General features: G+C 49.1%; 22 protein-coding genes. 4 read left to right on the top strand and 18 right to left on the bottom strand.

The features are described from left to right. The first annotated feature begins 4 nt into the window (after positions 1-4). The 4 genes from BUB13_RS02125 (at position 5) to BUB13_RS02140 (ending at position 5,129) form a co-directional block, all read left to right on the top strand. Positions 5-1,399 (top strand): lipopolysaccharide kinase InaA family protein, encoded by a 1,395-nt coding sequence (locus BUB13_RS02125; RefSeq protein WP_084091670.1) that lies wholly within the window; start codon positions 5-7, stop codon positions 1,397-1,399. 121 nt (positions 1,400-1,520) lie between these two features. Further along, positions 1,521-2,174 (top strand): class I SAM-dependent methyltransferase, encoded by a 654-nt coding sequence (locus BUB13_RS02130; protein WP_072905091.1) that lies wholly within the window; start codon positions 1,521-1,523, stop codon positions 2,172-2,174. 137 nt (positions 2,175-2,311) lie between these two features. Continuing rightward, positions 2,312-4,039, top strand: a complete 1,728-nt coding sequence (locus BUB13_RS02135; RefSeq protein ID WP_072905092.1) for a carbamoyltransferase family protein — start codon at positions 2,312-2,314, stop codon at positions 4,037-4,039. 73 nt (positions 4,040-4,112) lie between these two features. Continuing rightward, a complete protein-coding gene (locus tag BUB13_RS02140; RefSeq protein WP_072905093.1) occupies positions 4,113-5,129 on the top strand; it encodes a polysaccharide pyruvyl transferase family protein in 1,017 nt (338 codons plus the stop codon). Positions 5,130-5,191: 62 nt separating this feature from the next. On the opposite strand, the gene BUB13_RS02145 is transcribed toward BUB13_RS02140, so the two are convergent. The 18 genes from BUB13_RS02145 to bamA form a co-directional block, all read right to left on the bottom strand. Further along, on the bottom strand, positions 5,192-6,706 hold the full coding sequence (locus BUB13_RS02145) for an ArnT family glycosyltransferase (protein ID WP_139249282.1): 1,515 nt from the start codon (positions 6,704-6,706) through the stop codon (positions 5,192-5,194). Continuing rightward, positions 6,703-7,515, bottom strand: coding sequence for a lipopolysaccharide core heptose(I) kinase RfaP (rfaP, locus tag BUB13_RS02150; RefSeq protein WP_072905095.1), 813 nt, complete (start codon positions 7,513-7,515; stop codon positions 6,703-6,705). The genes BUB13_RS02145 and rfaP overlap by 4 nt, the downstream gene beginning before the upstream one ends. Beyond that, entirely contained in the window at positions 7,512-8,624 is a 1,113-nt protein-coding gene (locus tag BUB13_RS02155; protein ID WP_072905096.1) for a glycosyltransferase family 4 protein, read from the bottom strand. The genes rfaP and BUB13_RS02155 overlap by 4 nt, the downstream gene beginning before the upstream one ends. A 58-nt stretch (positions 8,625-8,682) precedes the next feature. Continuing rightward, the gene (locus BUB13_RS02160; RefSeq protein ID WP_072905097.1) at positions 8,683-9,423 is read right to left on the bottom strand and encodes a lipopolysaccharide kinase InaA family protein; all 741 of its coding nucleotides are present in this window, start codon (positions 9,421-9,423) and stop codon (positions 8,683-8,685) included. 22 nt (positions 9,424-9,445) lie between these two features. Beyond that, positions 9,446-10,018 (bottom strand): D-sedoheptulose 7-phosphate isomerase, encoded by a 573-nt coding sequence (gene gmhA / locus BUB13_RS02165; RefSeq protein WP_072905098.1) that lies wholly within the window; start codon positions 10,016-10,018, stop codon positions 9,446-9,448. Between the two features lie 15 nt (positions 10,019-10,033). Then, positions 10,034-11,071: a lipopolysaccharide heptosyltransferase I gene (gene waaC, locus BUB13_RS02170; protein ID WP_072905099.1), complete on the bottom strand. Its 1,038-nt coding sequence runs from the start codon at positions 11,069-11,071 to the stop codon at positions 10,034-10,036. Next, on the bottom strand, positions 11,068-12,105 hold the full coding sequence (gene waaF / locus BUB13_RS02175) for a lipopolysaccharide heptosyltransferase II (RefSeq protein ID WP_244151825.1): 1,038 nt from the start codon (positions 12,103-12,105) through the stop codon (positions 11,068-11,070). Before waaF ends, waaC begins: the two co-directional genes overlap by 4 nt. 5 nt (positions 12,106-12,110) lie before the next feature. After that, positions 12,111-12,284, bottom strand: coding sequence for a Trm112 family protein (locus BUB13_RS02180; RefSeq protein WP_072905100.1), 174 nt, complete (start codon positions 12,282-12,284; stop codon positions 12,111-12,113). A gap of 5 nt (positions 12,285-12,289) precedes the next feature. Then, positions 12,290-13,351, bottom strand: coding sequence for a tetraacyldisaccharide 4'-kinase (gene lpxK / locus BUB13_RS02185; protein WP_072905101.1), 1,062 nt, complete (start codon positions 13,349-13,351; stop codon positions 12,290-12,292). Positions 13,352-13,354: 3 nt separating this feature from the next. Further along, the gene (locus tag BUB13_RS02190; RefSeq protein ID WP_072905102.1) at positions 13,355-14,644 is read right to left on the bottom strand and encodes a 3-deoxy-D-manno-octulosonic acid transferase; all 1,290 of its coding nucleotides are present in this window, start codon (positions 14,642-14,644) and stop codon (positions 13,355-13,357) included. Further along, a complete protein-coding gene (locus BUB13_RS02195; RefSeq protein ID WP_072905103.1) occupies positions 14,628-15,293 on the bottom strand; it encodes a lysophospholipid acyltransferase family protein in 666 nt (221 codons plus the stop codon). The genes BUB13_RS02190 and BUB13_RS02195 overlap by 17 nt, the downstream gene beginning before the upstream one ends. Further along, complete coding sequence (locus BUB13_RS02200) at positions 15,293-17,032, bottom strand: ABC transporter ATP-binding protein (protein WP_139249283.1); 1,740 nt, start codon at positions 17,030-17,032, stop codon at positions 15,293-15,295. Before BUB13_RS02200 ends, BUB13_RS02195 begins: the two co-directional genes overlap by 1 nt. A 5-nt stretch (positions 17,033-17,037) precedes the next feature. Continuing rightward, entirely contained in the window at positions 17,038-18,189 is a 1,152-nt protein-coding gene (lpxB, locus tag BUB13_RS02205) for a lipid-A-disaccharide synthase (protein WP_244151826.1), read from the bottom strand. 95 nt (positions 18,190-18,284) lie between these two features. Beyond that, positions 18,285-19,058, bottom strand: a complete 774-nt coding sequence (lpxA, locus tag BUB13_RS02210) for an acyl-ACP--UDP-N-acetylglucosamine O-acyltransferase (RefSeq protein ID WP_072905105.1) — start codon at positions 19,056-19,058, stop codon at positions 18,285-18,287. Between the two features lie 18 nt (positions 19,059-19,076). After that, positions 19,077-19,514, bottom strand: a complete 438-nt coding sequence (gene fabZ, locus BUB13_RS02215; RefSeq protein WP_139249284.1) for a 3-hydroxyacyl-ACP dehydratase FabZ — start codon at positions 19,512-19,514, stop codon at positions 19,077-19,079. Between the two features lie 2 nt (positions 19,515-19,516). Next, the gene (gene lpxD, locus BUB13_RS02220) at positions 19,517-20,551 is read right to left on the bottom strand and encodes a UDP-3-O-(3-hydroxymyristoyl)glucosamine N-acyltransferase (RefSeq protein ID WP_072905106.1); all 1,035 of its coding nucleotides are present in this window, start codon (positions 20,549-20,551) and stop codon (positions 19,517-19,519) included. Positions 20,552-20,553: 2 nt separating this feature from the next. Further along, complete coding sequence (locus BUB13_RS02225) at positions 20,554-21,060, bottom strand: OmpH/Skp family outer membrane protein (RefSeq protein WP_072905107.1); 507 nt, start codon at positions 21,058-21,060, stop codon at positions 20,554-20,556. A 24-nt stretch (positions 21,061-21,084) separates the two neighbouring features. Further along, on the bottom strand, positions 21,085-23,322 hold the full coding sequence (bamA, locus tag BUB13_RS02230; RefSeq protein ID WP_161947607.1) for an outer membrane protein assembly factor BamA: 2,238 nt from the start codon (positions 23,320-23,322) through the stop codon (positions 21,085-21,087). Between the last annotated feature and the right edge of the window lie 12 nt (positions 23,323-23,334).

The following is a 23,334-nucleotide window of genomic DNA, read 5'->3' on the forward strand; positions in this document are numbered from 1 at the left end:
GATCATGTCTTACGAAATTAAATCATGGCCCAGGGTTCTCAAGCTCGCCAGCAATGATACCCTGACCTGCGTAGCTCCGCTAAGGGATCTCCCGGGAAAACGCATGGTCTGCAAGGGAGAATGGCAGGACCAGCCCGTTGTCGCGAAAATCTTTCTTGATCCAGGACATGGCAAACGGCACTTCAATAGAGAGAAAAAGGGCATCGACGCACTGCGGGAGACAGGCATTTCTACGCCACCACTCCTCTTTGCAGGCACAGCTGAAAACCAGAACCCAGTCCTTATTTTTGCGGAACTGCCATCTCCACAAACAGCACTGCAGCTTTGGCAGCAAGCAGCTGACGACACCCAGAAGACAGAACTGCTGCAGACGTTGCTTTCCCTGTTGGCGCAGCACCATCAGTCTGGTTTACAGCAAAAAGATCTACACCTGGGTAATTTTTTATTCAGTGATGATACCTGGTACACGATTGATGGCGATGCGGTTGACAGCTCACAGCTGGGAACCCCGCTTGACCTAACTGCCAGCCTGAGCAACCTTGCTCTTTTTTTTGCGCAACTGCCCCCGGATTCTGACGATCTCATCGCCAATGTGCTTGATTCCTACACTTACCCCCGTGGGCTCAATTCCCATCAGGTTATCACGCAACTGACAGAGCAGCTTTCCGTCGTTCGTACCAGACGCAGGCAGACTTACGTAAAAAAGAGTTACCGCACCTGCAGCGAGTTCATTCGACAGGATAATCCCGGACAGATTGCTATTTATCGCCGCGACTGCGACACAGAAAGAATCACTGAGCTGCTGAAAGATCCGGATTCCCTTATCGAACGAGGCGAAATCCTCAAGGACGGTAACAGCGCAACGGTTGTCCGGATTCCCCATCCTGATGGGGACTGGGTCATCAAGCGTTATAACTACAAAAGCTTCTGGCACGGTTTGAAACGATGCCTTCGCCCGACACGGGCCTGGCGTTCATGGGGAAATTCACACCGCTTAAAAATTTCCGATATCAAAACACCAAAAGCAGTTGCCGTAATTGAGAAAAGGCTGGGTCCTTTGCGCCTAGGCGCTTATTTTGTGTGTGAGAACTTGAGCGCCCCGGACGCACAAAGCTATTTCGCCCGGGACCAACTCGATGAAAAAGACTCGGCAGCAGCAAACCTGGTCACTCTTTTCAAGCAACTGCATAAACTCGGCATTCACCACGGCGACTGCAAAGCAACCAACTTCCTGATTCACCAGCAGCAACCCTGGGTTATCGATCTTGACGCGATGAGAGAATACCGTTCACGCGACACGTTTTTGCGCCGCTACCAAAGTGATCGTCACCGTTTTCTAGCCAACTGGCAGTGTGACCTTCGGCTCCAGAGTTGGTTCGTGCAGAACCTGCCCAGTTAATACCGTGATTCCCAATGGCTGCCCTTGACAATAACAGTCAGAACAGGGACAATCCATCCCCCTGAAAAAAATACGTTTTTCACCCCCAAAATACCGATTTCGCGCACAGAGGACCAGAACCATGACGCAGGATGCAAATAACGGCTCCGAATACAGACAGCGTATCAAGCATACAACTGAAAAAGCTGATAAGTACCAGCACCGCAAGGCCAATAAGCACAAGAAAGAGATGGCCCTTATCGAGAGAGCGCTTGGCGAGATAACAGGTGTTAAAACCTTCCTCGACGCCCCCTGCGGCGTTGGCCGCGCCAGTCTACTGTTGGAACAAAAAGGTTACACAGTGACCGGGGTCGATCTCGGCGAAGGAGCTCTTAAGGCTGCACAGGAAACGGTTGAAGCTGTCGGCAGCAAAGTGAAAATTGAAAAAGCCGACCTCGAGCAGATTCCATATGAAGATAAAAGCTTCGATGCATGCCTCTGCTTCCGCTTCATCCATCATCTGTCGACCGCTGAGCTTCGTGATCGCATCATCGGTCAGCTCTGCCGGGTATCAGATCGCTATGTGCTGATTTCCTACCTCAGCCCGATGTCTGTAACCAGCTTCAGGCGTTCGATGAAAGAAAAACTGCAGAAAAAGATTTCGTATCAGAACCGAATCGCTTTGAGTCATCTCCAGAAACACTTTTCAGATCATGGTTTTTCCCTGAAGCAGGACTATGCCCAATTGCCGCTGCTTCACAGCCTTCATCTGGCTGTTTTCGAACGCAACAGTTAGGCGGTCGGTAAAAGGGGTCTCTGGCTCACTCTGATGCGCGAGCCAGAGACAAATTGCTTCAAAGCACTGCTGTTCTTTGTTAGTCTGAGTTGTTAAAAGCACTGCAACATCAATATTTCTACGGAGATTTTTCATATATGGCAAAAGTTATCCTCGGCCTGTCCGGCGCCCTGACCCATGATCCATCCGCCGCACTCTATGTAGACGACAAGCTGGTTGCTGCTGCAGAAGAAGAGCGCTTCATCCGTGACAAACACGCGAAAAACCGCATGCCGCTTGAGGCGACCAAGTTCTGCCTTGAATACGCAGGTCTCAAACCTCGCGACATCGATATCGTTGCTTTCCCTTATGCAAAAATCGGCCTGGACCGACCTGATCGCTGGCACTACGCCAAACGCTACTGGTATGCTCCAGATCGTGCTTTAACCGCTCTCTTCAACGGCAACCGTCGCTACCACCGTAATGTTGCCAATGTCCGCGGCATGCTGGAAAAACTCGGTGTCAATTGGGACCTCATCTCTTTCGTGCCTGTTGAGCACCATATGACCCACGCCAGCAGCGCATATCACCTGAGCGGTTTCAAGGGGAAAACTGCCATCCTCGGTATCGATGGCAAAGGGGAGTACGCAACCACTTTCTTCGGTTACGGCGAAAACGGCAAGATCCACAAGATCAAGGAATTCTACGACCCAGACTCTCTCGGCGGACTGTACGGTGCCATGACTGAATACCTCGGCTTCGAGATGCTGGACGGCGAATTCAAAGTTATGGGGATGGCACCATACGGCGATCCGGAGAAATATGATTTCTCGCGTCTGGCCAAGTTCGAAAACGGCGAGCTGAAGGTCAATACAGAGCTGGTCAACACTGTTGGCTGGCGGCGCTACAAGGAAAACGGTAAGGGGTATTACTTCAGCAAAAAGCTTGTCGACTGGCTCGGGCCAAAACGCCAGGGCGACAATGCTGACGAGCCATATATTGATTACGCGGCCTGCATTCAGCGTCTGTTCGAAAAGCTTTCCCTAGAGATGATTGACTACTACCTGAAAGACATCCTCGAAGAGACCGGTCAGCTCTGTTTTGCCGGCGGCAGCGCCCTGAACGTAAAGCTGAACCAGTACATCATCGATCTGCCTTACGTGAAGGAATTGTTCGTTCAGCCTGCGGCTTCAGATGCCGGCACCGCACTTGGCGCAGCGTCCTACGCGGCTCACCTGGCCGGAATTGAGGTTGAGCCACTGCAGCACGTTTACCTCGGCCCTAAATATAGCAACGAAGAATGCATCGCAGCCTGCGAAGCCCACTCCGAGAAGCCAACGTGGGAGAAGATCGACAAGGTCCCGGAAACCGTGGCAAAAATCCTGGCCGAAGGAAATCCTGTCGCCTGGTTCCACGGTCGCATGGAGTTCGGCCCGCGCGCCCTTGGCTGTCGTAGTATACTCGGCTGCCCAAGCGTTCCCGGCGTGGCTGATCGCATTAATGAACAGATAAAATATCGCGAGCGTTGGCGTCCATTTTGCCCCAGCGTTCTCGATACCGTTGCCGAAGACCTGCTACAGACCAAACACCCGGCGCCGTACATGACATTCACCTTCAAGGCCAACCCGGCCTGGAACGACCGCATCCCCGAGGTTATTCATGAAGACGGCACCTCACGTGCGCAGGTGGTCAACAAAGAGACCAACCCGCGCTACTATGCTCTGATCGAAGAACTGGAAAAGCTGACCGGCAACGGCGTGGTACTTAACACCTCACTGAATCGCCGCGGTGAGCCAATGGTCTGTTCACCAACCGATGCGCTGAATATGTTTTACGGGTCCGATCTGCCGTATCTGGTGCTGGAAGATATTCTGGTGCGGAAGTAGACTCCACTGTCAATACAGATGGTAGAATACGGTGTCACTAAAGGCGACACCCAGCTTAAGGATATGAATCGACATGCAACAAGCTATTGCGTTTATCAATCCCAAAGTATCAACAAGCAATGTAGGTGATTATTTTATTGAGAATAGCGTAAAGCGCTTATTAGCTTACGACAAAAAGAGAAGCATTGATATTGATCCACGTCGACCCTTGAACTCAGGTGACATTGAGAAAATAAATTCTTGCGATGCAGCCGTAATAGTTGGAACAAACCTCTGGTATAGACATATCAGCAAACCTGGACGCTGGATGATATCTATTGACGAGTTAAAGAAAATCAATATCCCATTCATCCCGCTTGGAGTGGGGACCACTCAACACCGCGGAGAAGAAGAAAGTTTTAAATTTGATACTGAAACAATTGGGCTACTAAATGAAATACACAGTAAATGCAATGAATCCAGTGCCCGCGACCCGCGAACATATGAAACCTTAAAAAAGGCCGGAATCAGGAATGTCAAGATGACTGGCTGTCCTACACTTTATCGTAGTTTGAACCCAACCTGGACTTTAAACAAAAAAACAACCGATGAAGTTGTTATCACTGCTCGCAAAGGACATGATAGAAACATCGGTATTATAATTGACGAACTGATTGGGCACGGTAAGCGCCCTATTCTTGCAGCTCAAAAGAAAAATGATCTTTACTGTGCAAGAAGACGTTTTCCTTTTTTCAAACAAAAGATCAAAACGTTATACGAATTCAACATCACACCTTATCAGGATCTCGTTGACAACGCTTATGGGGCAATAGGCTGGCGCCTGCATGGGAATATGTTTCACCTTGCGCACGGCAATCCAACGATGTTTTTTGCAAATTGTTCACGCTGTCTATCGTTCAGTGAGGCCTTTGACCTGCCATGTATTTATGCTGAGGACAAAGAGGCGATCAAGAAAAATGAACTTGTTTCTGCGGTAGAGAAGTTTCTGGATGCAGGCTATTTCTCTGGTTTCGAGAAAAAATATGCACAGCACTATCAAGATATGAAATGTTTTCTGGAGGACAACAACTTAAAGCATAATTTAGGATAAAAGCTATCTTTTAGCGCTGCGGAGGCGATCATAAGCCTCCGCAGAACTATATCCAGACTGTATCACTGATTAATAGTTAGAAAAAAAACAACTTTTTCATCCCCTTGAAACTTCTTAAAAACATCAAATCCTTGAAAGTCAATTCCTTCAATCTTTTTTCTAGAAAAATATAAAATCGCAAAGTCAAACTTATTAATTGCTCTCCTAAGCGAAGTAAGATCTTCAGCTGTTTTATATTCCCTAACATATACTACTTCGCTTATTCGATTTGCATACAACGGCAACCGACGGTCATTATACAAAATCTTCGCTTTGCGCTCTTGATCATACTGGCGCAGCCAATGGGCAGCTTTAATCAATGATTTGTCTTCTGGCTCCACTGCAACGGCAACCGACTTCGCCAGAGGGGACAACAAAATCAACACAACTGCAAATGTAGAAACTATTTTTTTCCGCCTTCGTTGCCACCACAAATTGATACCATAGCCAACCCAGGGCAAAGTCAAAACAATCGGTATCCAGAAATAGCGTTCCTGAATAAAGTTTCGCTTAAATAGAAAAAGGAGATTCAGCAAGGCAAATCCGACCCAGATCAGCATTATCAGCCAACGCTCTCGGGTCATTTTCTTCTCGTCTGAATTTCTCCAACGCAGCGCCCAAAGCGCCAAAAGAGATGTTGGGAAAATAGCCTTTAGAAGAGTTTCTAGCAAACCAAGACAATAAACCAGAGGCGCGTAGTGGCGCGTCACCTCAAGCAGGTTATTAGAATATCTGGCACCCGGAAGAGTCATTTGCAGCTCTTTCAACGCCTGCAATAAATCCTGATAGCTTTTAAAAAACTTAAAGCTGAGTAACCCATCAAACCATATGGAAAGCTCATTGATTCGCAGGTTCTTGGTGACTCCGGCAGCACTCGCCACAAGCACAGACGCCACTACTACTGCAGCAGAGATCGCTCCCCCGACAATTTTTTTTCTTCTGCCAACGGTATTGTTTCTAAGAGACAACAGAAGAGAAATCGGAGCAATAAAAAACAACAAACAGCCCTCGATGCGTGTCAGCGTTGCCAAAGTGGCAAAAGCTAAAAAGCCGGAGAAAAAGCGAAACCTGTTTTCCTGCGCAAAAACAACCAACAGCCAAAGCCCGCAAAGAGTAAAAAATAAAAACAGGGGATCACGTTTAATGTCCATGGCTGATTCGTTAAAAACCGGCAGCACTGCAAATAAGCACGCGGCCCACAAAGCAGCAGAACGGCAGAAAAGGCGTTTCGTAATTCCATAAAGAGGGAAAAGACAGAGCAACAATGAGCTGATAGACACAAACCTACCGGCTAATATCCAGTCAGGGACAACAATATGCGTTCCGGCCAAAAGTAGAGGATAGAGCGGCATCCGATAATGTCTCAGCCCTTCCTGAAACAATCCTTGACTGTGCCAATCGGCAGCAGCAACATATGTACCCGCATCAGAATTGACCACTTCGCCCTGAATGAGAAAAAGCAACTTCAGCAACAGCGACAGGAATGAAACAAAAAGCAAACAGCGATTTTCCTGTAATAAGTTGAATACCCGACTCACGATTTATACTTCCGGTAAAAACGTTTCAACAGCTTCCCCCCTCGATATTCGACTTTATCCCACAACCGCCGATGCTGCTTTATGGCTTGAGGAAGTGGTTGTTGAGTATAACCACGAATAAAACGGTAAAAATCTCTTTGTGTGAGACCGATCTCCATACTTGAGAAATAGAGTGCAGACAAATCTTTAAGCCTCCAATGAAAAGGCAAACTTTTTCTAAACTGCACACGGTGAAGGTCTATTAGGTACAGATGCAACTGATCCGGGTCACAACCTTTACTGCGGAAAGAAACATCCAGCAAAAAATGGCACAAGTAGTAATCCCTATGATTCACACCGTTATCGTGCAAAAGCCGTGATATGGTCGCCAACCGTTCAATCAGAGTTCGCTTCAACTGCGCAGCAGGTGGATTCACTAACCAATCGCGGGTAAAATCTTCAAGACTCTCAGTATTGATCAGTTCCTCGGTGATGATAAACGACTGACGTCGGGCAGGGTTCCTCCCACGATCTCCGTAACCAATCAAGGTCATGGTTTCAACCCCGAGTTCTTCTAATTTATGAATCGCCTGACATTCGTTGGCGGCAGACAAAACAGGTGGTTTCTGCAGCTTCAACAGACTTTTAAATATACGTGGCCAACCGATTCCAGGATAGAGCTTCGCAAAATACCCTTTGCCGTCCATCTCAAACCGCAAAGTCTTGCGGCCATCCATATTTCGATACTCTTCTCCCTGCAGTCCGAGGACCTGTTCAAAAAGATCTTTGTTCTTCCATCGTTCTTTCCACTCCTCAGGAAGAAGGATCATGACAGTACCCGCTCAATAACATCCACAGCCCGCTGCGGCATACTGAAAATATCGTTAAACTTGATGTATCTGCGAGCATTTTCTTGCCATAGTTCGCGTTTGGGTTGCTCAAGCATCAGCCTTAACTTTGCATTCATTTCATCCTGAGAAAAGGGCTCTGTCAAAACTTCCCCACATTGTGCCGCCTTCACATGAAAACTATATCCACACACGTCCGACACAAGAAGAGGCAACGTAGCAGCAACTGCCTCTAAAAGTACGGTTCCTGTATTTTCACGGTACGCTGGATGCAGCAACAAATCTGCAGCAAACAGCAGGTCCGCGACATCGTCACGCCCCCCCATAAAAACAAACTGCTTCTCAATTCCTAAAGAATTTGCCTGCCGCTGGAATGGCTTGACATTATCCTTCCCAACCACATAGAGCATTACCTGCTCACGCAAACGTTCAGGCAATGACGCCACAGCTCTCAAACTACGATCTAACCCTTTTGTCTTGAATCCAGAGCCAACCATCAGCAACATTTTTTTATCTTGGAGCCCTAACTGACTCCGCTTCTGTTCTCTCAGCAGCGGATAATCTTCTCCAGCTTGCCTGTCCTTTTGGATTCCAGGAGGCAGTTGATGCATCCTGGAAGCATCTGTTCCATATATTTGGGAAAAAATGTCTTCCTCACGTGGAGAAATCAAGAGGATCTCAGTATTCGAATCGGGCCCGAATACCTTCCGTTCACTGGAAAGAAAGCTGCGAGTGCGCCCTGCCCAGCGATAAAAAAAACTTCGCTCGGCAGCTTTTGCTGCAAAACAAGGATCAGCAGCATAATAAATATCGAGGCCAGGCATCTTATTGAAGCCAACAAGCCCATCGTAACCACCCTCGTCTGCAATTAGCTGAAACTGATCAGCAAATGTTTCATAGCGTTTATAATTACGGCTGGCTCGTTGTGGCAAAACATGAAGGTTAATCCCTGAAGGGACATTGCCTTCGGCCTGCAGAGCAAAAATATCAACACTATGACCGCGCGATATAGCTTCCTCAGCAATTTTTACACAATCACGCTGCAACCCCCCGTAAGGGAAATATTTGAAAAGGGAAAAAGCGAGTTTCATACCATTTTATTTTCTAAAACTCTCGAAACTTCGAAGATTATCAGAAAAAGCAAACCACTCAGTCAGGGAAAAAGTTAAGAAGCCGGCAAATCATTTCCTTGTCTTTTACAGACAATCGCTTAACGTTTCTGTACTGGAGAAAAAAATACAAGCGCCTGCTGCGAGAAAGAACTTTTTTTCCGATGGTATCAAGGCATGCCAGATCCTTAATCGCCCCACGTTGCTTTAGCCACCCAAACCATTCACGCCCTAAAGGGCAATCAAAAAAATAGACCTTAGGTGACTCGTGATCAACAGCAGAGACAAGAACATTTCGCCACTTTAAATCTCTATGAACAAAGCCATGCTGATGAAGACGACGTGTATAATCAGCAGTTTGCCGTATAACAGCCTCCAACCAACGCCCCTTGCTGAACAACTGTGGTCGAGCTATAGACAGGGCTCTCAGGTCCCAGGCCTGAGGCACTTCTGCAGTGACAAGAAAACCAACTTTAAGCAAACCCAAGTGAGTCTGTTGCCCGTAAGCAACAATACGAGGAATAGGGATGCCGAGCTGAGAAAAATAAAACAGATTTTCCCACTCACCTTGAAGTCGACCTCGACCCAAGTAGTGACGTACACCCTTGCCATTTCGAGTGTACTCTTTAATATAGTAGGTAGTATTCTGAATCGTCAGTTTTTTCACCAAACTGATCGGATCTTTAGATATACACTCCCCGTCAAGTTCAGCGGTTCTCATCAATGAGCCAAAGTCGTTATATTCTGTTTCTTCACCGAGAAATGTCCAACTAGTTTTCATACCCACCACCCCCACAAAACCTTTAAGCCCTAAATAGTTCCTGCTCAACCAAATCGCACAACAAATGGATGACAGTCAGGTGGGTTTCCTGGATAAAAGGCGTTTCCTGGACCTTTACTGTTAAGGGCAAATCGGCGAGTTCAGCGATTTCTCCGCCGTCACGGCCAAGCAGTGCAACCGTAAGGCACTTTCGCTGACGAGCCTGCTCCAGAGCAATCCGTACGTTTTCCGAATTTCCGCTGGTAGAAATGCCAATCACCACATCCCCACCTTCGGCCAGTGCCTCAACCTGACGGGAAAAAATTTGATCAAAGCCAAAATCATTGCCAACTGCCGTCAGGATAGAAGTATCAGTCGTTAGCGCGATTGCCGGCAAAGCCGCCCTGTTTTTCAGAAATCGACCAACAAGTTCTGCGGCAAAGTGCTGCGAATCAGCGGCACTTCCGCCATTGCCCATGATCAAAATTTTTTTGCCTTGCCGCAAAGCGTCACAAAGCATCTCGACACAGCGTTGAATATCGCTGCTGAGATTTTCCTTTGCCCAGTGGAGTGTTTCCAGGTGTCGATCAAAATGGTGTTGGATCTTATCCTGCATAACTCTTCCCATACCTTATTTCTTTAATTGGCCGACAATTGCAGTATAAACGTCATCGACAGAAATAGAACAGCTACAGGCGGCATCATCATCGCAGTGTTTCCTTAAACAGGGAGAGCACTCCAGCGGTGCCTGTAAACGCTGGTGAATTTCCCCCACCGGTCCGTTACGCGTGGCATCGGTCACACGGTAGAGAGAAACCGTTGGGGTACCGACTGCTGCTGCAATGTGAACAGGACCGGTGTCGCATCCCACGACCAACTCACTCTGCTCAAGTAGCGCTACCAGATCCTGCAACGAACCACGAGGCCAAACAATAGAAGTCTCATCTGAAGCCTCAGCAATCGCCTCTACTGCTTCTTTTTCCTCTTCATTTCCCCAAGTTAAAACAGGCCGAATCCCCTGTTCTTGGTATAAGCGTTTTACAAGTTCTTTCCACGACTCAAGCGCCCAAAGCTTTGTCTGCCAAGTCGTACCATACACACAGACAACCAAAGGTCCACTGATATTAAACTGTTTTAGTTGCTCAGCGATTCTTTGCCGTGAGGCATCTTCGACGTGCAGAGGCCCAGCGGACGCAACTATATTTTCTGATGGCAGAGCAGCGCGCACCACAGCCAGAGCCCGTTGGGCGATATGGTGATCTTTTTCCCCCAGAGGAACATGATGCCGCGTTGCCAGCAGGTTCGGCCATTCTCGCACATTCGCTCTGTCAAATCCGTATTTATCCTGACCTCTGGCCAGCAAGGTACAAACTCCGCTCTTACTGTTCCCCTGCAAATCGAAAACCAAGTCGTAACGTCTGCTGCGCAGTTCGCGGATAAAGTTGCTGACTTCCTTCAAAATCGAGGATATCGGCTGCTTACGCCAACGCTTGGTGCGAAGCCTGATAACGCGTTGAATCAGCGGGTGGCCTTCCAGAATCGGACTAAAGGCTTCTTCGACCAGCCAATCGATCTCGGCATCCGGATGAACGGCCCTGATATGTGCCAGCACTGGCAGGGCATGCACCACATCACCCAGCGCGCTGACTTTAACGATCAACACTTTCATGGTTGATCGTCCAGCAGCTGGTATGCAGCCTGTAACACATCATCAGCTTGAATCGCCGTCATGCAACGATGGTCGATCGGGCACTGCCGTAACAAGCAGGGAGCACAATCTGTCTCCTTTCGTACAATGACGACTTTTTCAGATGCCGGACAGGTCGTGGTGTGATCTGTTGAACCGAACACTGCCACAATCGGAATATCAAAAGCAGATGCCACATGCATTGGTCCGGAGTCGTTGGTCACCAGCAAACGGCTTGAAGCCAATAGCGCCATCATTTGTCGGACTGAGGTTTTGCCAACCATATTCAATGGGTTGCAAGCCATCGTAGCAGCGATGTCATTGCCGATTTCCACTTCACCCGGCCCGCCGGTCAGTACAATGCGAGCGTCATAAGATTTTGCCAGTTCGTCTCCAACTGCAGCAAAACGCTCCGGTAGCCAGCGTTTGGCTGAACCGTAAGCGGCCCCCGGATTGATTGCGATAACGTTCTCTTCTGCAAGCACCTCTTTAGCCCAATCGAGCTCTTCACTCGTGCAGGCAAGCTTCAGTTTCCTGTCACCACCCTCGATTCCCAAGCGGGAAAGAAGCTGCAGATAGTAATCGGTGTGATGCAAGCGTTTGTCAGCATCACTTACGCTGATCGGGTGATTAAGCAGCAATCGGCGGCCATCTGTCGTGTAACCGGCTCTTCGCGGAATCAACGCCAACACTGAAAGTAACGCTGCCTCAATGGCATTCTGCAGCAACACAGCAGCATCGAAACGTTGCTTCCGCAGCTCTGATGCCATTTGCCAGAATCCGGAAGTTCCTTGGTGCCGCCGTTTTTTGTCAAAAACCATCACCCGATCGACGCTGGGGTGAGCGGCAAAAAGCTCGGCGACCAAAGGATTGGCAACCATTACGATCTCAGCATCCGGATAATGACTGCGCAACGTTGCCAGCGCCGGTGTCGTCATGACTGCATCGCCGATCCAGTTGACGCCACGAACCATGATCCGTTTCAACGGAAGCTGTCCTAGCCGTTTAGCTGCCACGCTGCTTAAGGCTCCAAGGCAGCAGCTTCGTCGATCAACATCACCGGGATGTCATCACGAATCGGAAAACGCAAACGGCACGCCTCACAAGTGATCGACTGGCTATCTTGAGCCAGTTCAACCTTTTGCTTACACTTCGGACAGGCAAGGATTTCCATCAACTCTGGTCGAACACTCATTGTATCTACTCCATAACCTTGTTAAAGATTTCGCTTTTAAACTCTTCTTCAGCCGAAAAAGCCAGCGACAATGGCACCTGATAGCAGGGCAGTGGGAAGTCTTCGGCAGCCAGTTTCACCGCATCTTTTTCTGTGGTCAGCAGCGCATCACAGTTTTTCGCCGCCGTATGTATCTTCGCAATCGTTTCACAATCAAAATCGCAGTGATCTCCCAAAGCCAAGGTATCAATTATCGGTATCCCCGCGTTTTCCAAACCAGCGAAAAAGCTTTCGGGGTTAGCAATACCGGCAAAGGCAAACAGTTTCTTTTGTCTCATAGTTTTCAGTGCTACCTCTTCCCCATCCAGTGAAACTGCCATTTCCGCTAAACTGTGTTGACTGTGAAAAACCTTCTTGCCGGCAAATGGCGAGATTTCATTCCCCGAACTGCGTGTCAACAGCAACAGATCCGCCCGTTTCAATACAACGGGAAATTCACGCAGAAACCCCGCTGGCAGCGGCCATTCATTACCGTACGGATTCGTAGCATCAAGTAGCACCAGATCTACATCTCTTTGCACAGCACGATGCTGAAAACCATCATCGAGAATGATGACATCAGCTCCAGCGTTGATTGCTTCCTGCACTCCGTCAGCTCGACACCGTGAAATAAATACATTCGCCTGCGGATTACGTCGCGCCAACAGTACCGGCTCATCTCCTGCTTCTTTGGCCGTCAATCGAATCTCTCCAGATAAAGAAACGATCCCGACTTTACCAGCAAAGGATCCACCATAACCACGGCTGACAACCGCTGGCGACTTACCGAGGGCGATAAATTCTTTCACCAGCCAATCAACCACTGGCGTTTTTCCGGTCCCACCTGCAGCAAGGTTGCCGACAGAAATCACCGGAACCGAAGCACGGTAACTACTCAATATCCCTAAATCGTAACACAGGTTGCGCAACAAACCGATCACGCCATAAAGCCAGGCCGCTGGCAAAAGCAAAAAAAACAAAACTCGCTCGGAGATTGATTTTGCCCCGTATGTCGCTATGCGACGGTGAAAAGCCAGTAACGTCTTCATAATTCAATCAATGTAATATGAAATTCGTCGCAGAGTTCTCTCGGTTGCACCGGTATTTTCTGCAATCAGCGAGCGACCGGCTTGTCCCATGGCACGACAGCGGATCGGGTCATCGAAAAGTTTTCGAACTTGTTGGCCTAACTCCTGAGCGCTATTGACTTTGACTCCAGCACCGGCACGGATCAACTTTTCCGAGATTTCGCGGAAATTCTGAACATGCCTGCCGAATAGTACTGGTTTGGACAACAGCGAGGCTTCCAGCAGGTTGTGACCACCGACCGGAACCAGGCTGCCTCCGACAAAAACCAGATCAGCTACCGCGTAGAGATTGAGCACTTCTCCCAAGGTGTCTATCAGCAATACCTGACCGCTGGCAAACGCAGTCTGATCTTCACTCAACGCGCTACGTAAACGACTTTCTATCCTTTGCTCATCCACCAGTACCTGCACCTCGCGACAACGCTCTGGGTGCCGCGGGATAACAACCAGAAGCAGCTCCCTGTTTTCATCGAGCAGTTCGCGATAAAGAGAAATCAAAAGTTTCTCTTCCCCAGCGTGAGTGCTGCCGGCAACAAGAATCGGTAAGTTTTCCGGCAAGCGATATTCCTGTCTCAACCTTGCCAGATCATCACCAGTTAACTCTTTCAATTCATGGTCGTACTTCAAATTCCCGGTATTTTCAACCCTCCGAGTTTCCGCACCTAACTGGCTGATCCGTTCCGCATCAACCTGTGACTGCATGCAAAACGCAGAAAAGCACTCCAGCAGAGGCCGTAATAGAGGCCGGAAAAAACGGTAACGAGGATAAGAGCGATCGGACAAACGGCCATTAACCAGCACCAGCGGGATATTCAGCAAATTTGCTTGCCGGACAAAGTTTGGCCAGATTTCCGTTTCAACAATGGCAACCAACTCCGGCTTGACCTGCTGAAAAACCCTGCGAACAACCCAGGAAAAATCGAAGGGAAAAAACAGACAAAAATCGACTTCACTCAAACCTTTTGCGACAGCGTGGCCAGTTTCTGTCACATTTGTCACCAGGATTTTATGTTCTGGATATTTCTGTTTCAATTGCTTCAGCAACGGTACTGCGGCTCGGGTTTCGCCAACCGAAACGGCATGCACCCAGAAAATCCTTTTCCCCTGCAGCCATTCCAGTTGTTCAGGAGAAAAACGCCCCAAACGCTCCCTGATACCACGCCGACTCTTGCCATAACGCAAACCTCGCAGCAGGTAATAGGGTACCAGCACCAAGCTGACCAGCACCAATAGAGCGTTATACAGCAGATACACCGTGAGCCTCCAAACACGCTTTAGCACGCAACTGATTCTCTTCCATTGCAGCGATCAAGCGATCACGAAAAGCATCCACGCCCTCATCACGCTCAAAAATCACCGGCTCGCCAAAAGCATAGACGACGCGTCCAAAGGGATAAGGGAGAATAAACTTGTCCCAGGATGCAAAGCGATGACCACGGCTACAGGCAAAGGCCATCGGCACCACCGGTCGCCCTCCGAGCCTCGCGAGTTGCACAACACCGTCTTTCAGCTCGTGGCGCGGTCCCTTCGGACCATCAGGAGTGATCACCAGATCAACATCTTCCTTGGCCAAAGCAACCATCTCTTTGAAGGCAGCTTTGGCTCCTCGCGAAGAGGACCCGCGAACCGCCTGTTGCCCGAAAAAATTCATCACACGTGCAATCAACTCACCATCTTTCGAAGAACTGATCAGTATCTTGCTCCCCGGCCCACGATACCCCATCGCCATCAGCAGCAGTTGATCGTGCCAGAAAGCGAGAATCAGGTGTTTGCCTGCATTCCAGATTGCCTTTGGATGCTCCTCACCAACAAACTCAACCCGGTTCATCTGGTACAATAAACGGATAATCAACGATGCCAAAGGCGGAGCCAGTTTGAGCAGCAAACGATCTGAAAAACCCATCAGTTCTGCTCCTGGAACTGCATATTGTACAACCGCTTGTATAAACCGTTATGCGCAAGTAATTGCTGGTGGGTACCCTGCTCCTTGAGTTGCCCAGCTTCCAACACCAGGATTCGATCGGCATTCATAACAGTCGAAAGACGGTGAGCAATAATAAAAGTCGTTCTGTTTCGCATCAGGTTGGAAAGCGCCCGCTGAACAACAGCTTCGCTTTCGGTGTCCAGTGCACTAGTGGCCTCATCCAGCAGCAAAATCGGCGCATCTCGCAGTATTGCCCGGGCAATACAGATTCGTTGCCGCTGGCCGCCCGACAGACGAACACCTCGGTCACCAATTACCGTCTCATAGCCTTCCGGCATTTCCTGGATGAACTCATCTGCATAGGCCATTCTGGCAGCCTCGTAGACCTCTTCTTCACTAGCACCCGGCCGGCCATAACGAATATTATTCAGCAGACTATCGTGAAACAGGAAGGTCTCTTGATCAACCAGAGCCAGTTGCTCTTTGAGGCTGTTCTGGGTCACTGCACAGATATCCTGACCATCGATCTGTATTTTCCCTCGTGTCGGTTCGTAAAAGCGCGCCAGCAAACCAATTAACGTTGACTTGCCCGCCCCACTTGGTCCGACCAGTGCGACCACTTGCCCCGGCTCCACGCTAACAGAAAAGTTCTTCAATACCAGTTCATCATCGTAGCCGAAATCGACCCGGTCAAACTGAACATAGCCTTTACTAAGTGGTAATTTTTCGGCATCGACCGCATCGACGATATCAGCCTGAAGATCAAGTAAATCAAAAACACGTTCAGCCGCTCCGATGGCCTTCTGGATAACGTTGTTGGTTTTCACCAGGCGTTTGACTGGCCCGTACATCATCCCCATTGCCGCGATAAAGGATAACAATTCCCCTTGCGTGATAGCCCCCGACATAACCCGCTGGATACCGTACCAGAGCACACCTGCAGCACCGAAAGAGGCCAGCACTTCCATGATCGGCGCAGTCGCTACATCGTATTTGATAATCTTCTTAATTCGCCGATAATAAGTCTTGTTCTCATCGAAGAATTTCTTTTTTTCAGCCTCTTCAGCACCAAAAGCTTTCACCACTTTGATGCCACTAAACGATTCATGCAGGATACTGGTGAGCACGCCGATATTTGCCAGACTTTTGCGGACATATTTTTTAATTTGGCGGCCGATGTGGCTTGCAGGAAAAATTGCCAGTGGCAAGACGGTAAAAGCGAGGACCGCCAAACGCCAGTCGTTGTAAAACAGCAGTCCGACCAAACCGACCAAGGTCAGAGTTTCGCGCACCACCACGACGATTTCATCGACAGCTGACTTCTGCAACATGCCGACATCGTTGATAATACGTGAAACAAGAGTTCCAGAGGGGGTGCGAGAAAAATATCCCATGGAAAGTTCAACCGAGTGGCTGTAAAGATCATTGCGCAGATCCTGCACGACCAGCTGGCCGGCCGTTTTTATGAAGTACTCTTGAACATACCTCGAAATCCCTTTCAGCAATGCCAGGCCGACCACAACCAAGGGGACCAGGTTGACCAGCACCATATCTTCTGCCGCCAGAACATAATCGACCAGTGGTTGCACCAACTTGGCAACAGCCACATCGGTTCCGGCCACACCAAGTGATGCAAGCATCGCAAATACGATACGGCGAGCATAGGGTTTAGAATAAACCAGCAGGCGACGATAAACCTGCACTGATTGCTTTGCCACTTAAATTATTTCCCTCTTTGCGCGACCAATTCCGCCACTATCCGAGCCACCCGTTCTGAGCAACCGGGCTCGCCCATTTTCTTTTGCACCAAGCTCAATCCGTCAAGCAGGTCCTGCCGATAAGCAGCGTCATCAAGGATGCGTATCGTTTCGCGACAAAGCCGTTCAGGTGTCGCGTCGTTTTGCAGCAACTCGCGGACAACTGTTTTTCCTGCCACAATATTCGGCAAACCAACATGATCGACATTGATCAACCTTCTACCGATCTCGTAACTAAGTGGAGAAACCTTATAAAGAATGACCATCGGGGTGCCTGCCAAAGCAATCTGCAGCGTGACAGTTCCCGACACAGTCAGCACAGCGTCACAAGCAGCAGCAACTTCATAAATATTTTCATTCACGACAGTCACCGGCAAACCTGAAGCAGCAATCTCCCGATCAAAATATTCAAACGACAATGATGGAGCGACAGGCAACAAAAACTTCACCTGCGGTTTAAGTTCGGCAAGCTTTCTGGCAGTTTCGAGCAAAGTCGGAAAGATGTATTTGATCTCACTTTGCCGGCTACCTGGGAAAATCCCGACAATTTTATCTCGTGCTGAAACGTTCAGCTGCGAACGCAAAGTGCCTTCCGGCTCGTTAGCGACAAATTCGTCCAGCAGCGGATTCCCAACATAATCAGCCTGCAATCCAAAAGGCCGATAGATTTCCGGTTCGAAGGGGAAAATCAATGCAATCCGATCGACCCGTTCGGCGATAATTTTAGCCCGCCCTTTACGCCATGCCCAGACTTTCGGGCTAATGTAGTAAAGCACTGGAACACCAAGGTTCTTTGCCACCTTGGCAAGACGCAGGTTAAAATCGGGAAAGTCGATCAGCACCAAAAGGTCGGGACGTTGTTTCCCCTGCATAAGCTGTTTCAGCTGACGAAAACGCGCAAACAGACGTGGCAGCTGGCCGAAAACCTCAACCAGTCCCATAACCGACAAGTCATCGGACGGGAAAATAATCTCACAGCCTGTCGCCCGCATCCGTTCTCCACCGACTCCAAAAAATTTCAAATGCGGATAATCTTTAGCTGCAGATTTAAGTAAATTGCTCCCGTGCAAATCCCCAGAGGATTCACCGGCAACAATCATCACTTTCTTATCTTTCAAAGGCTGATCCACTGCCATATTTCTTCGCCACAAAAAGAAAAGGCGAGACCCGAACCGGCTCTCGCTTTTTCACTTAATAATGCAGTGCCCTGAAGCTAGCGCGCCAGTCCGCGTGTACTCTTTTTCAAGAAGGCGACATAAGTTGCCACTTCATCGGCATCGGTGTTCAAATCGGCTTCGATTTGGACAATCGCCTCTTCCAGTTTCAGATTTGAGCGGAACACCAGCTTGTACATCTTTTTGATGTTGGACAGCGCCTCGGAGCTGTAACCTCGTCGTTTCAGACCGGTCAAATTGACACCGACAGTTGTCGCACGATCGCCCTGAACTATGGAGTAAGGAGCAACATCCTGCGCAATCATCGAACCACCGCTAGCCATAACATGACAGCCGATGCGAGTAAACTGATGAACTGCTGACAAACCTCCTAAAATAGCAAACTCATCAACCTCGACATGACCGGCCAAAGTTGCTCCATTAGCAAGGATAACGTGATCTTTGACAATGCAGTCGTGAGCAACGTGGGAATAGGCCATAAGCAGGTTGTCACTGCCAACAGTTGTTACACCGCCACCATCTTCAGTTCCCAGATGAATAGTAACAAACTCGCGAATTTTGTTGCGATCACCGATCTGCAGTGTCGATTCTTCCCCATGAAATTTCAGGTCTTGCGGAACGGCGCCGACAGAAGCAAACTGAAAAATCTGATTCTCTTCACCGATTTCGGTCCGACCTTCGATCACGGCATGCGGCCCAACGGTCGTACCGGCGCCAATCGAAACATTTTCGCCAATAACTGCATAAGGGCCAACGCTTACGGTCGAATCGAGTTTAGCTCCGGGTGCAATAATTGCTGTCGGATGAATCATGGAGTACTCCAATCCTGTTTATTTATCCGCGAAAGTTGCTTTCAGCTCCGCTTGAGCGACGAGGGTATCGCCAACATAAGCCTTCCCCTCGAACTGGTAGATTCCCCGGCGTTTCGACACCAGGTCAAGTTCCATACGCAGGACATCTCCCGGCAGAACCGGCTTGCGGAAACGTGCTTTTTCAATACCGACGAAGTAAGTCACCTTGTCGTCACCAACCTCATCGACAACTGAAACATAAGCACCGCCAACCTGTGCCATAGCCTCAACAATCAGCACACCCGGCATAATCGGGTGCTCCGGGAAGTGCCCCTGAAAAAACGGTTCGTTGATCGTGACGTTCTTGTAACCGAAAACCCGCTTTCCCTCTTCCATCTCCTCCAAGCTGTCTACCAGCAGAAAAGGATAGCGGTGGGGCAAAACAGACATGATTTCAGTCGTATTCATCTTCAGCATTTTTAATCCTCCTTCACCTGGGCTTCAAGCTCAGCCAGGCGTTTCTTCAATTTTTGCAATTCTTTGCGCATTTCCGGGACTTTCGGCAAAGACATCGTCATTTTCAACCATTCCTTGTGAGGAACCGGCGGCAGGCCGCTAAGTAATTGATTAGAATCAACGTTACCGGTAACCCCAGTACGACCACCAAGAGTCACATTATCACCTACCGTCACATGGCCGGCGACTGCTGTCTGACCGCCAAAAGTACAGTGATTACCAACTTTACTGCTACCTGCGACACCACAATGGGACACTAGAAGGCAATCTTCACCGATGTCTGCATTGTGACCGATCTGCACAAGGTTATCAAACTTGGTGCCGCGACCGATGCGGGTGACACCCATGGCAGCACGATCAACACAGCTGCAAGCACCGATCTCGACATCGTCTTCCAAAACAACAATTCCGACCTGCGGAATTTTGTAATAGCTACTGCCGTCCGGGGCAAAACCGAAACCATCTGCACCGATAACCGCAGAAGGCTGCAGGATAACCCGATTGCCCAAACGACAACCTTCCCGTACGATGGCACCAGCGTGCAACAGGCAGTTTTCACCGATCACCACATCAGCATAAACAACAACCCCCGGATGCAGCACCGTCCCTGCACCAACTTTCACATTTTCGCCAATAACAGCACCTGGATAAACTGAAACACCGTCGCCCAACTCTGCAGTTTCGGCAACATGCGCACCCTGCATGATACCCTTCGGAGCAGTGCTCTCACCCTGCAGAAAAGTCAGAATCTTTGCGAATGCCAGATAAGGGTTCTCAGTAACTAGCAGGTTCATATCTGGCGCTTCAAGCCCAGGAGCAACAATCACCGCCGAAGCCTGACAATCTTTCAGCTTCGACAGATACTTGGGATTGGCAACAAAAGTGATATCGCCCGCTTGCGCCTGGTCGATCGGGAAAACCCGACGTATCTCCAACGTCGGGTCACCCTGCAATTCTGCACCGATCAGTTCGGCCAGTTGCTGTAAAGTCGCACTCATGATTATTGGGCTGCGTCAAACGCTTTGATCAGCTCGTCGGTCAGGTCAACACTTTTATCGGCGTAAATAACCGCTCCCTCATTTTTCTCCAGGATCATCTGGTAGCCACCGTCTTTTCCAAGCGTCTGCAGGATTTCAAACAACCGGTTCAGAATTTTCTTAGTCGCATCGGCATCACGCTGCTGCAGTTCCTCTTTGACGTCCTTCTGGAAACGCTGCAGTTCTTTGATGTTCTGCTGGAATTCGCGTTCTTTTTGCGCCTTGGCACTGTCGGACAAAAGCACCGCCTGCTTCTCAAGTTCGTCCTTCATCTTTTGCAGATCGTCCTGCTTGGCTTTAAATTCGTCCTCATATTTTTTTACCTGTGCAGCGATTTCATTCTTTGCAGCCACACCTGCCATTGACAAGTTCAATGCTTTCTGCAGATCAACGTAAGCTATTTTCATTTCAGCCATGGCCGGAACAGCAAATAGCATCAACGAAACCAGAGCAACGATAATTTTCTTCATTCTTTTTCTCCTGTTTTAAGTCGCTTAAAAAGGTTTACCAATCGTAAATTCAAAAACAGACTGATCTTCATCATCGCGGGGATCAAGGTTGTAACCCCACTCGAAACGGAGCGGCCCCAACGGGCTGTTCCAGCGGATACCGGCTCCAGCACTGTGGCGCCAGTCCGAACCATAATCTTCATGTTTCAGCCAGGCGTTGCCAATATCGTAAAACAACAAGCCTTTCAGGCCCATGCTTTTGGAAATGGGAAAAATAAATTCAAAGTTAAAATAAGCCATGGTTTCACCGCCGATGTATGTCCCCTCATCCTGCGGGCCAACCTCGCGGGTCTCAAAACCTCGCATGTTGCGAATACCGCCGAGAAAAAACTTTTCACCCAATGGCAAGCCATCGCTTTGTGTCTCAAAAACGGATCCTGTTTCACCATGCAACGAAAACACAGTTCCCCAGAACAATGGCCAGAAATGTCGATGTTCCAGAATTGTCTTAAGGAAATTCTCCGTCCCGCCGATGCCGGCATACTGCAAAGAGATGCTGGAAATACCGCCGGTGCTGGGATCCAGATGATAATCGGTGCTGTTACGTACAATTTCGCCTGTCAACGAGGAATGGGTCGAAGTTCCCTCGGCATCCAAAACGATAGCACTGGTGACACTTTCGTCAATATTGAGAATTTCACTCTGTTCAAAGCGATAGGTCAGATAGCCCTTGGTATATTCCGCGATGCGATGGCCGGCCTTGAGTGCTCCACCGGTTCGGTTCTCATCGTAATCATCATACTCACGCTCAGTTTTATAAACTTCCCCGCCAACAGTCCATTCCGTATCGAGGAAATATGGATCAGTCACACCTAAAGAAAAAGTATTAGAGCTCCCACTTAAGGCGGCTGAAAGCCTCAATTTCAAGCCCAGGCCAAGAAAGTTATCCTGGGTGATGGAACCCTGAGCAATGAAGCTATCAACTGAAGAATATCCAGCACCGATCGAGAAAGTTCCGGTCGGTTTTTCTTTGACATCGACATTCAGAACCGCTTGATTTTCAGCGCTGCCGGGGGCCTTGGTCACGTTGACCTCATCGAAATAACCGAGGTTACGGACGCGGCGGTTTGCCTCCTTGATTTTGCTGGCGCTGTAGGTCTCTCCTTCGACGATCGGCACCTCACGCCGTACCACCTTGTCCCGGGTGCGGGTGTTGCCGCGCACATTGACTCGCTCGATGTAGATCTTCTCTCCCTGCTCGATATCGAACATCAGATCGATGGTCAGAGACTGCTTGTCCTTGTTGCTCAGCGGCGCAACGTTGACGTTGGCGTACCCTTCCTCAGCGTAGATATCTGTCAAAAGCTCGATGCTGCGATGCAGTTCGGAACGATTGAAAACATCGCCATTCCCCAGGCTGATATTCTCCAACAACTCCTCTTCCGATTTCAGCAAATCCCCCTTGACGCCTAGAGTACCAACTTTGTACTGATCTCCCTCGTCGACTTCAATCTCAATCAAGAAATAGCGATCTTTATCGATCAGCGACACCTTCGGCTGACGAACCTTGATGTCCATATAGCCTTTATCTTTATAAGCCGCCTTGATCCGCTCGACATCCAATTCCAACGCATCCGGATTGTAAGCACCACGATCGGTCAACCAGGAAAGCCACCAGCGTTCCCGGTTTTCCATAACATCTTTAAGATCATCGGCTTCGATAACTGTGTTACCGCTGAAACGAATTTCATCAATCAGAACTTTGTCGCCCTCGACAATATTGAAAACCAGGACCGCCTCGTTCCGTTCGTCGGTTTCCAGTTCCGCCTTAATATTTGCCGCATGATAGCCATCTTCAGCATAAGCGTTTTTTAGCGCGACAATACTTTCTCGCACCTTGGCCTGGCTGTACATTGCCGGAACAGGCTGAACCACTCGCGAACGCAGCGTTTCTTCGGTAATCTCGTCTCGACCATCGAACCGGATGGTGCGCACCAATGGCAGCTCACTGACAACGAAAGTAAGGACCTTCGCCCCTTGCACTTCGGTTAAGCGTGCAGAGATGTCCTCAAACCGTCCGAGAGAGAAGAGGTTAGCCATTGCAGCATCGATATCTTCCATTGAAACCTGATCGCCTGGCCGAATCGGTGTTGCCGCCAGAATGGTCGACGTTTCGATCCGGAGATTTCCCTCGATTTCAACGGCAGAGACCTTGAAATCCTCCGCTGCGGCGATTGTTGACAACAGCACCAGGCAGAAAGTTATCAGTAGTTTTTTGAACATCAACATCCCTCA

The sequence above is a fragment of the Malonomonas rubra DSM 5091 genome (assembly GCF_900142125.1).
GTDB classification, from domain to species: Bacteria; Desulfobacterota; Desulfuromonadia; order Desulfuromonadales; family Geopsychrobacteraceae; genus Malonomonas; species Malonomonas rubra.

Bases quoted from the DNA above. Each gene is read 5' to 3' on its own strand.
- BUB13_RS02125 (WP_084091670.1), top strand. From the start codon at position 5: ATGTCTTACGAAATTAAATCATGGCCCAGGGTTCTCAAGCTCGCCAGC.
- BUB13_RS02130 (WP_072905091.1), top strand. From the start codon at position 1,521: ATGACGCAGGATGCAAATAACGGCTCCGAATACAGACAGCGTATCAAG.
- BUB13_RS02135 (WP_072905092.1), top strand. From the start codon at position 2,312: ATGGCAAAAGTTATCCTCGGCCTGTCCGGCGCCCTGACCCATGATCCA.
- BUB13_RS02140 (WP_072905093.1), top strand. From the start codon at position 4,113: ATGCAACAAGCTATTGCGTTTATCAATCCCAAAGTATCAACAAGCAAT.
- rfaP (WP_072905095.1), bottom strand. From the start codon at position 7,515: ATGATCCTTCTTCCTGAGGAGTGGAAAGAACGATGGAAGAACAAAGAT.
- BUB13_RS02155 (WP_072905096.1), bottom strand. From the start codon at position 8,624: ATGAAACTCGCTTTTTCCCTTTTCAAATATTTCCCTTACGGGGGGTTG.
- BUB13_RS02160 (WP_072905097.1), bottom strand. From the start codon at position 9,423: ATGAAAACTAGTTGGACATTTCTCGGTGAAGAAACAGAATATAACGAC.
- gmhA (WP_072905098.1), bottom strand. From the start codon at position 10,018: ATGCAGGATAAGATCCAACACCATTTTGATCGACACCTGGAAACACTC.
- waaC (WP_072905099.1), bottom strand. From the start codon at position 11,071: ATGAAAGTGTTGATCGTTAAAGTCAGCGCGCTGGGTGATGTGGTGCAT.
- BUB13_RS02180 (WP_072905100.1), bottom strand. From the start codon at position 12,284: ATGAGTGTTCGACCAGAGTTGATGGAAATCCTTGCCTGTCCGAAGTGT.
- lpxK (WP_072905101.1), bottom strand. From the start codon at position 13,351: ATGAAGACGTTACTGGCTTTTCACCGTCGCATAGCGACATACGGGGCA.
- BUB13_RS02195 (WP_072905103.1), bottom strand. From the start codon at position 15,293: ATGGGTTTTTCAGATCGTTTGCTGCTCAAACTGGCTCCGCCTTTGGCA.
- lpxA (WP_072905105.1), bottom strand. From the start codon at position 19,058: ATGATTCATCCGACAGCAATTATTGCACCCGGAGCTAAACTCGATTCG.
- fabZ (WP_139249284.1), bottom strand. From the start codon at position 19,514: ATGCTGAAGATGAATACGACTGAAATCATGTCTGTTTTGCCCCACCGC.
- lpxD (WP_072905106.1), bottom strand. From the start codon at position 20,551: ATGAGTGCGACTTTACAGCAACTGGCCGAACTGATCGGTGCAGAATTG.
- BUB13_RS02225 (WP_072905107.1), bottom strand. From the start codon at position 21,060: ATGAAGAAAATTATCGTTGCTCTGGTTTCGTTGATGCTATTTGCTGTT.
- bamA (WP_161947607.1), bottom strand. From the start codon at position 23,322: ATGTTCAAAAAACTACTGATAACTTTCTGCCTGGTGCTGTTGTCAACA.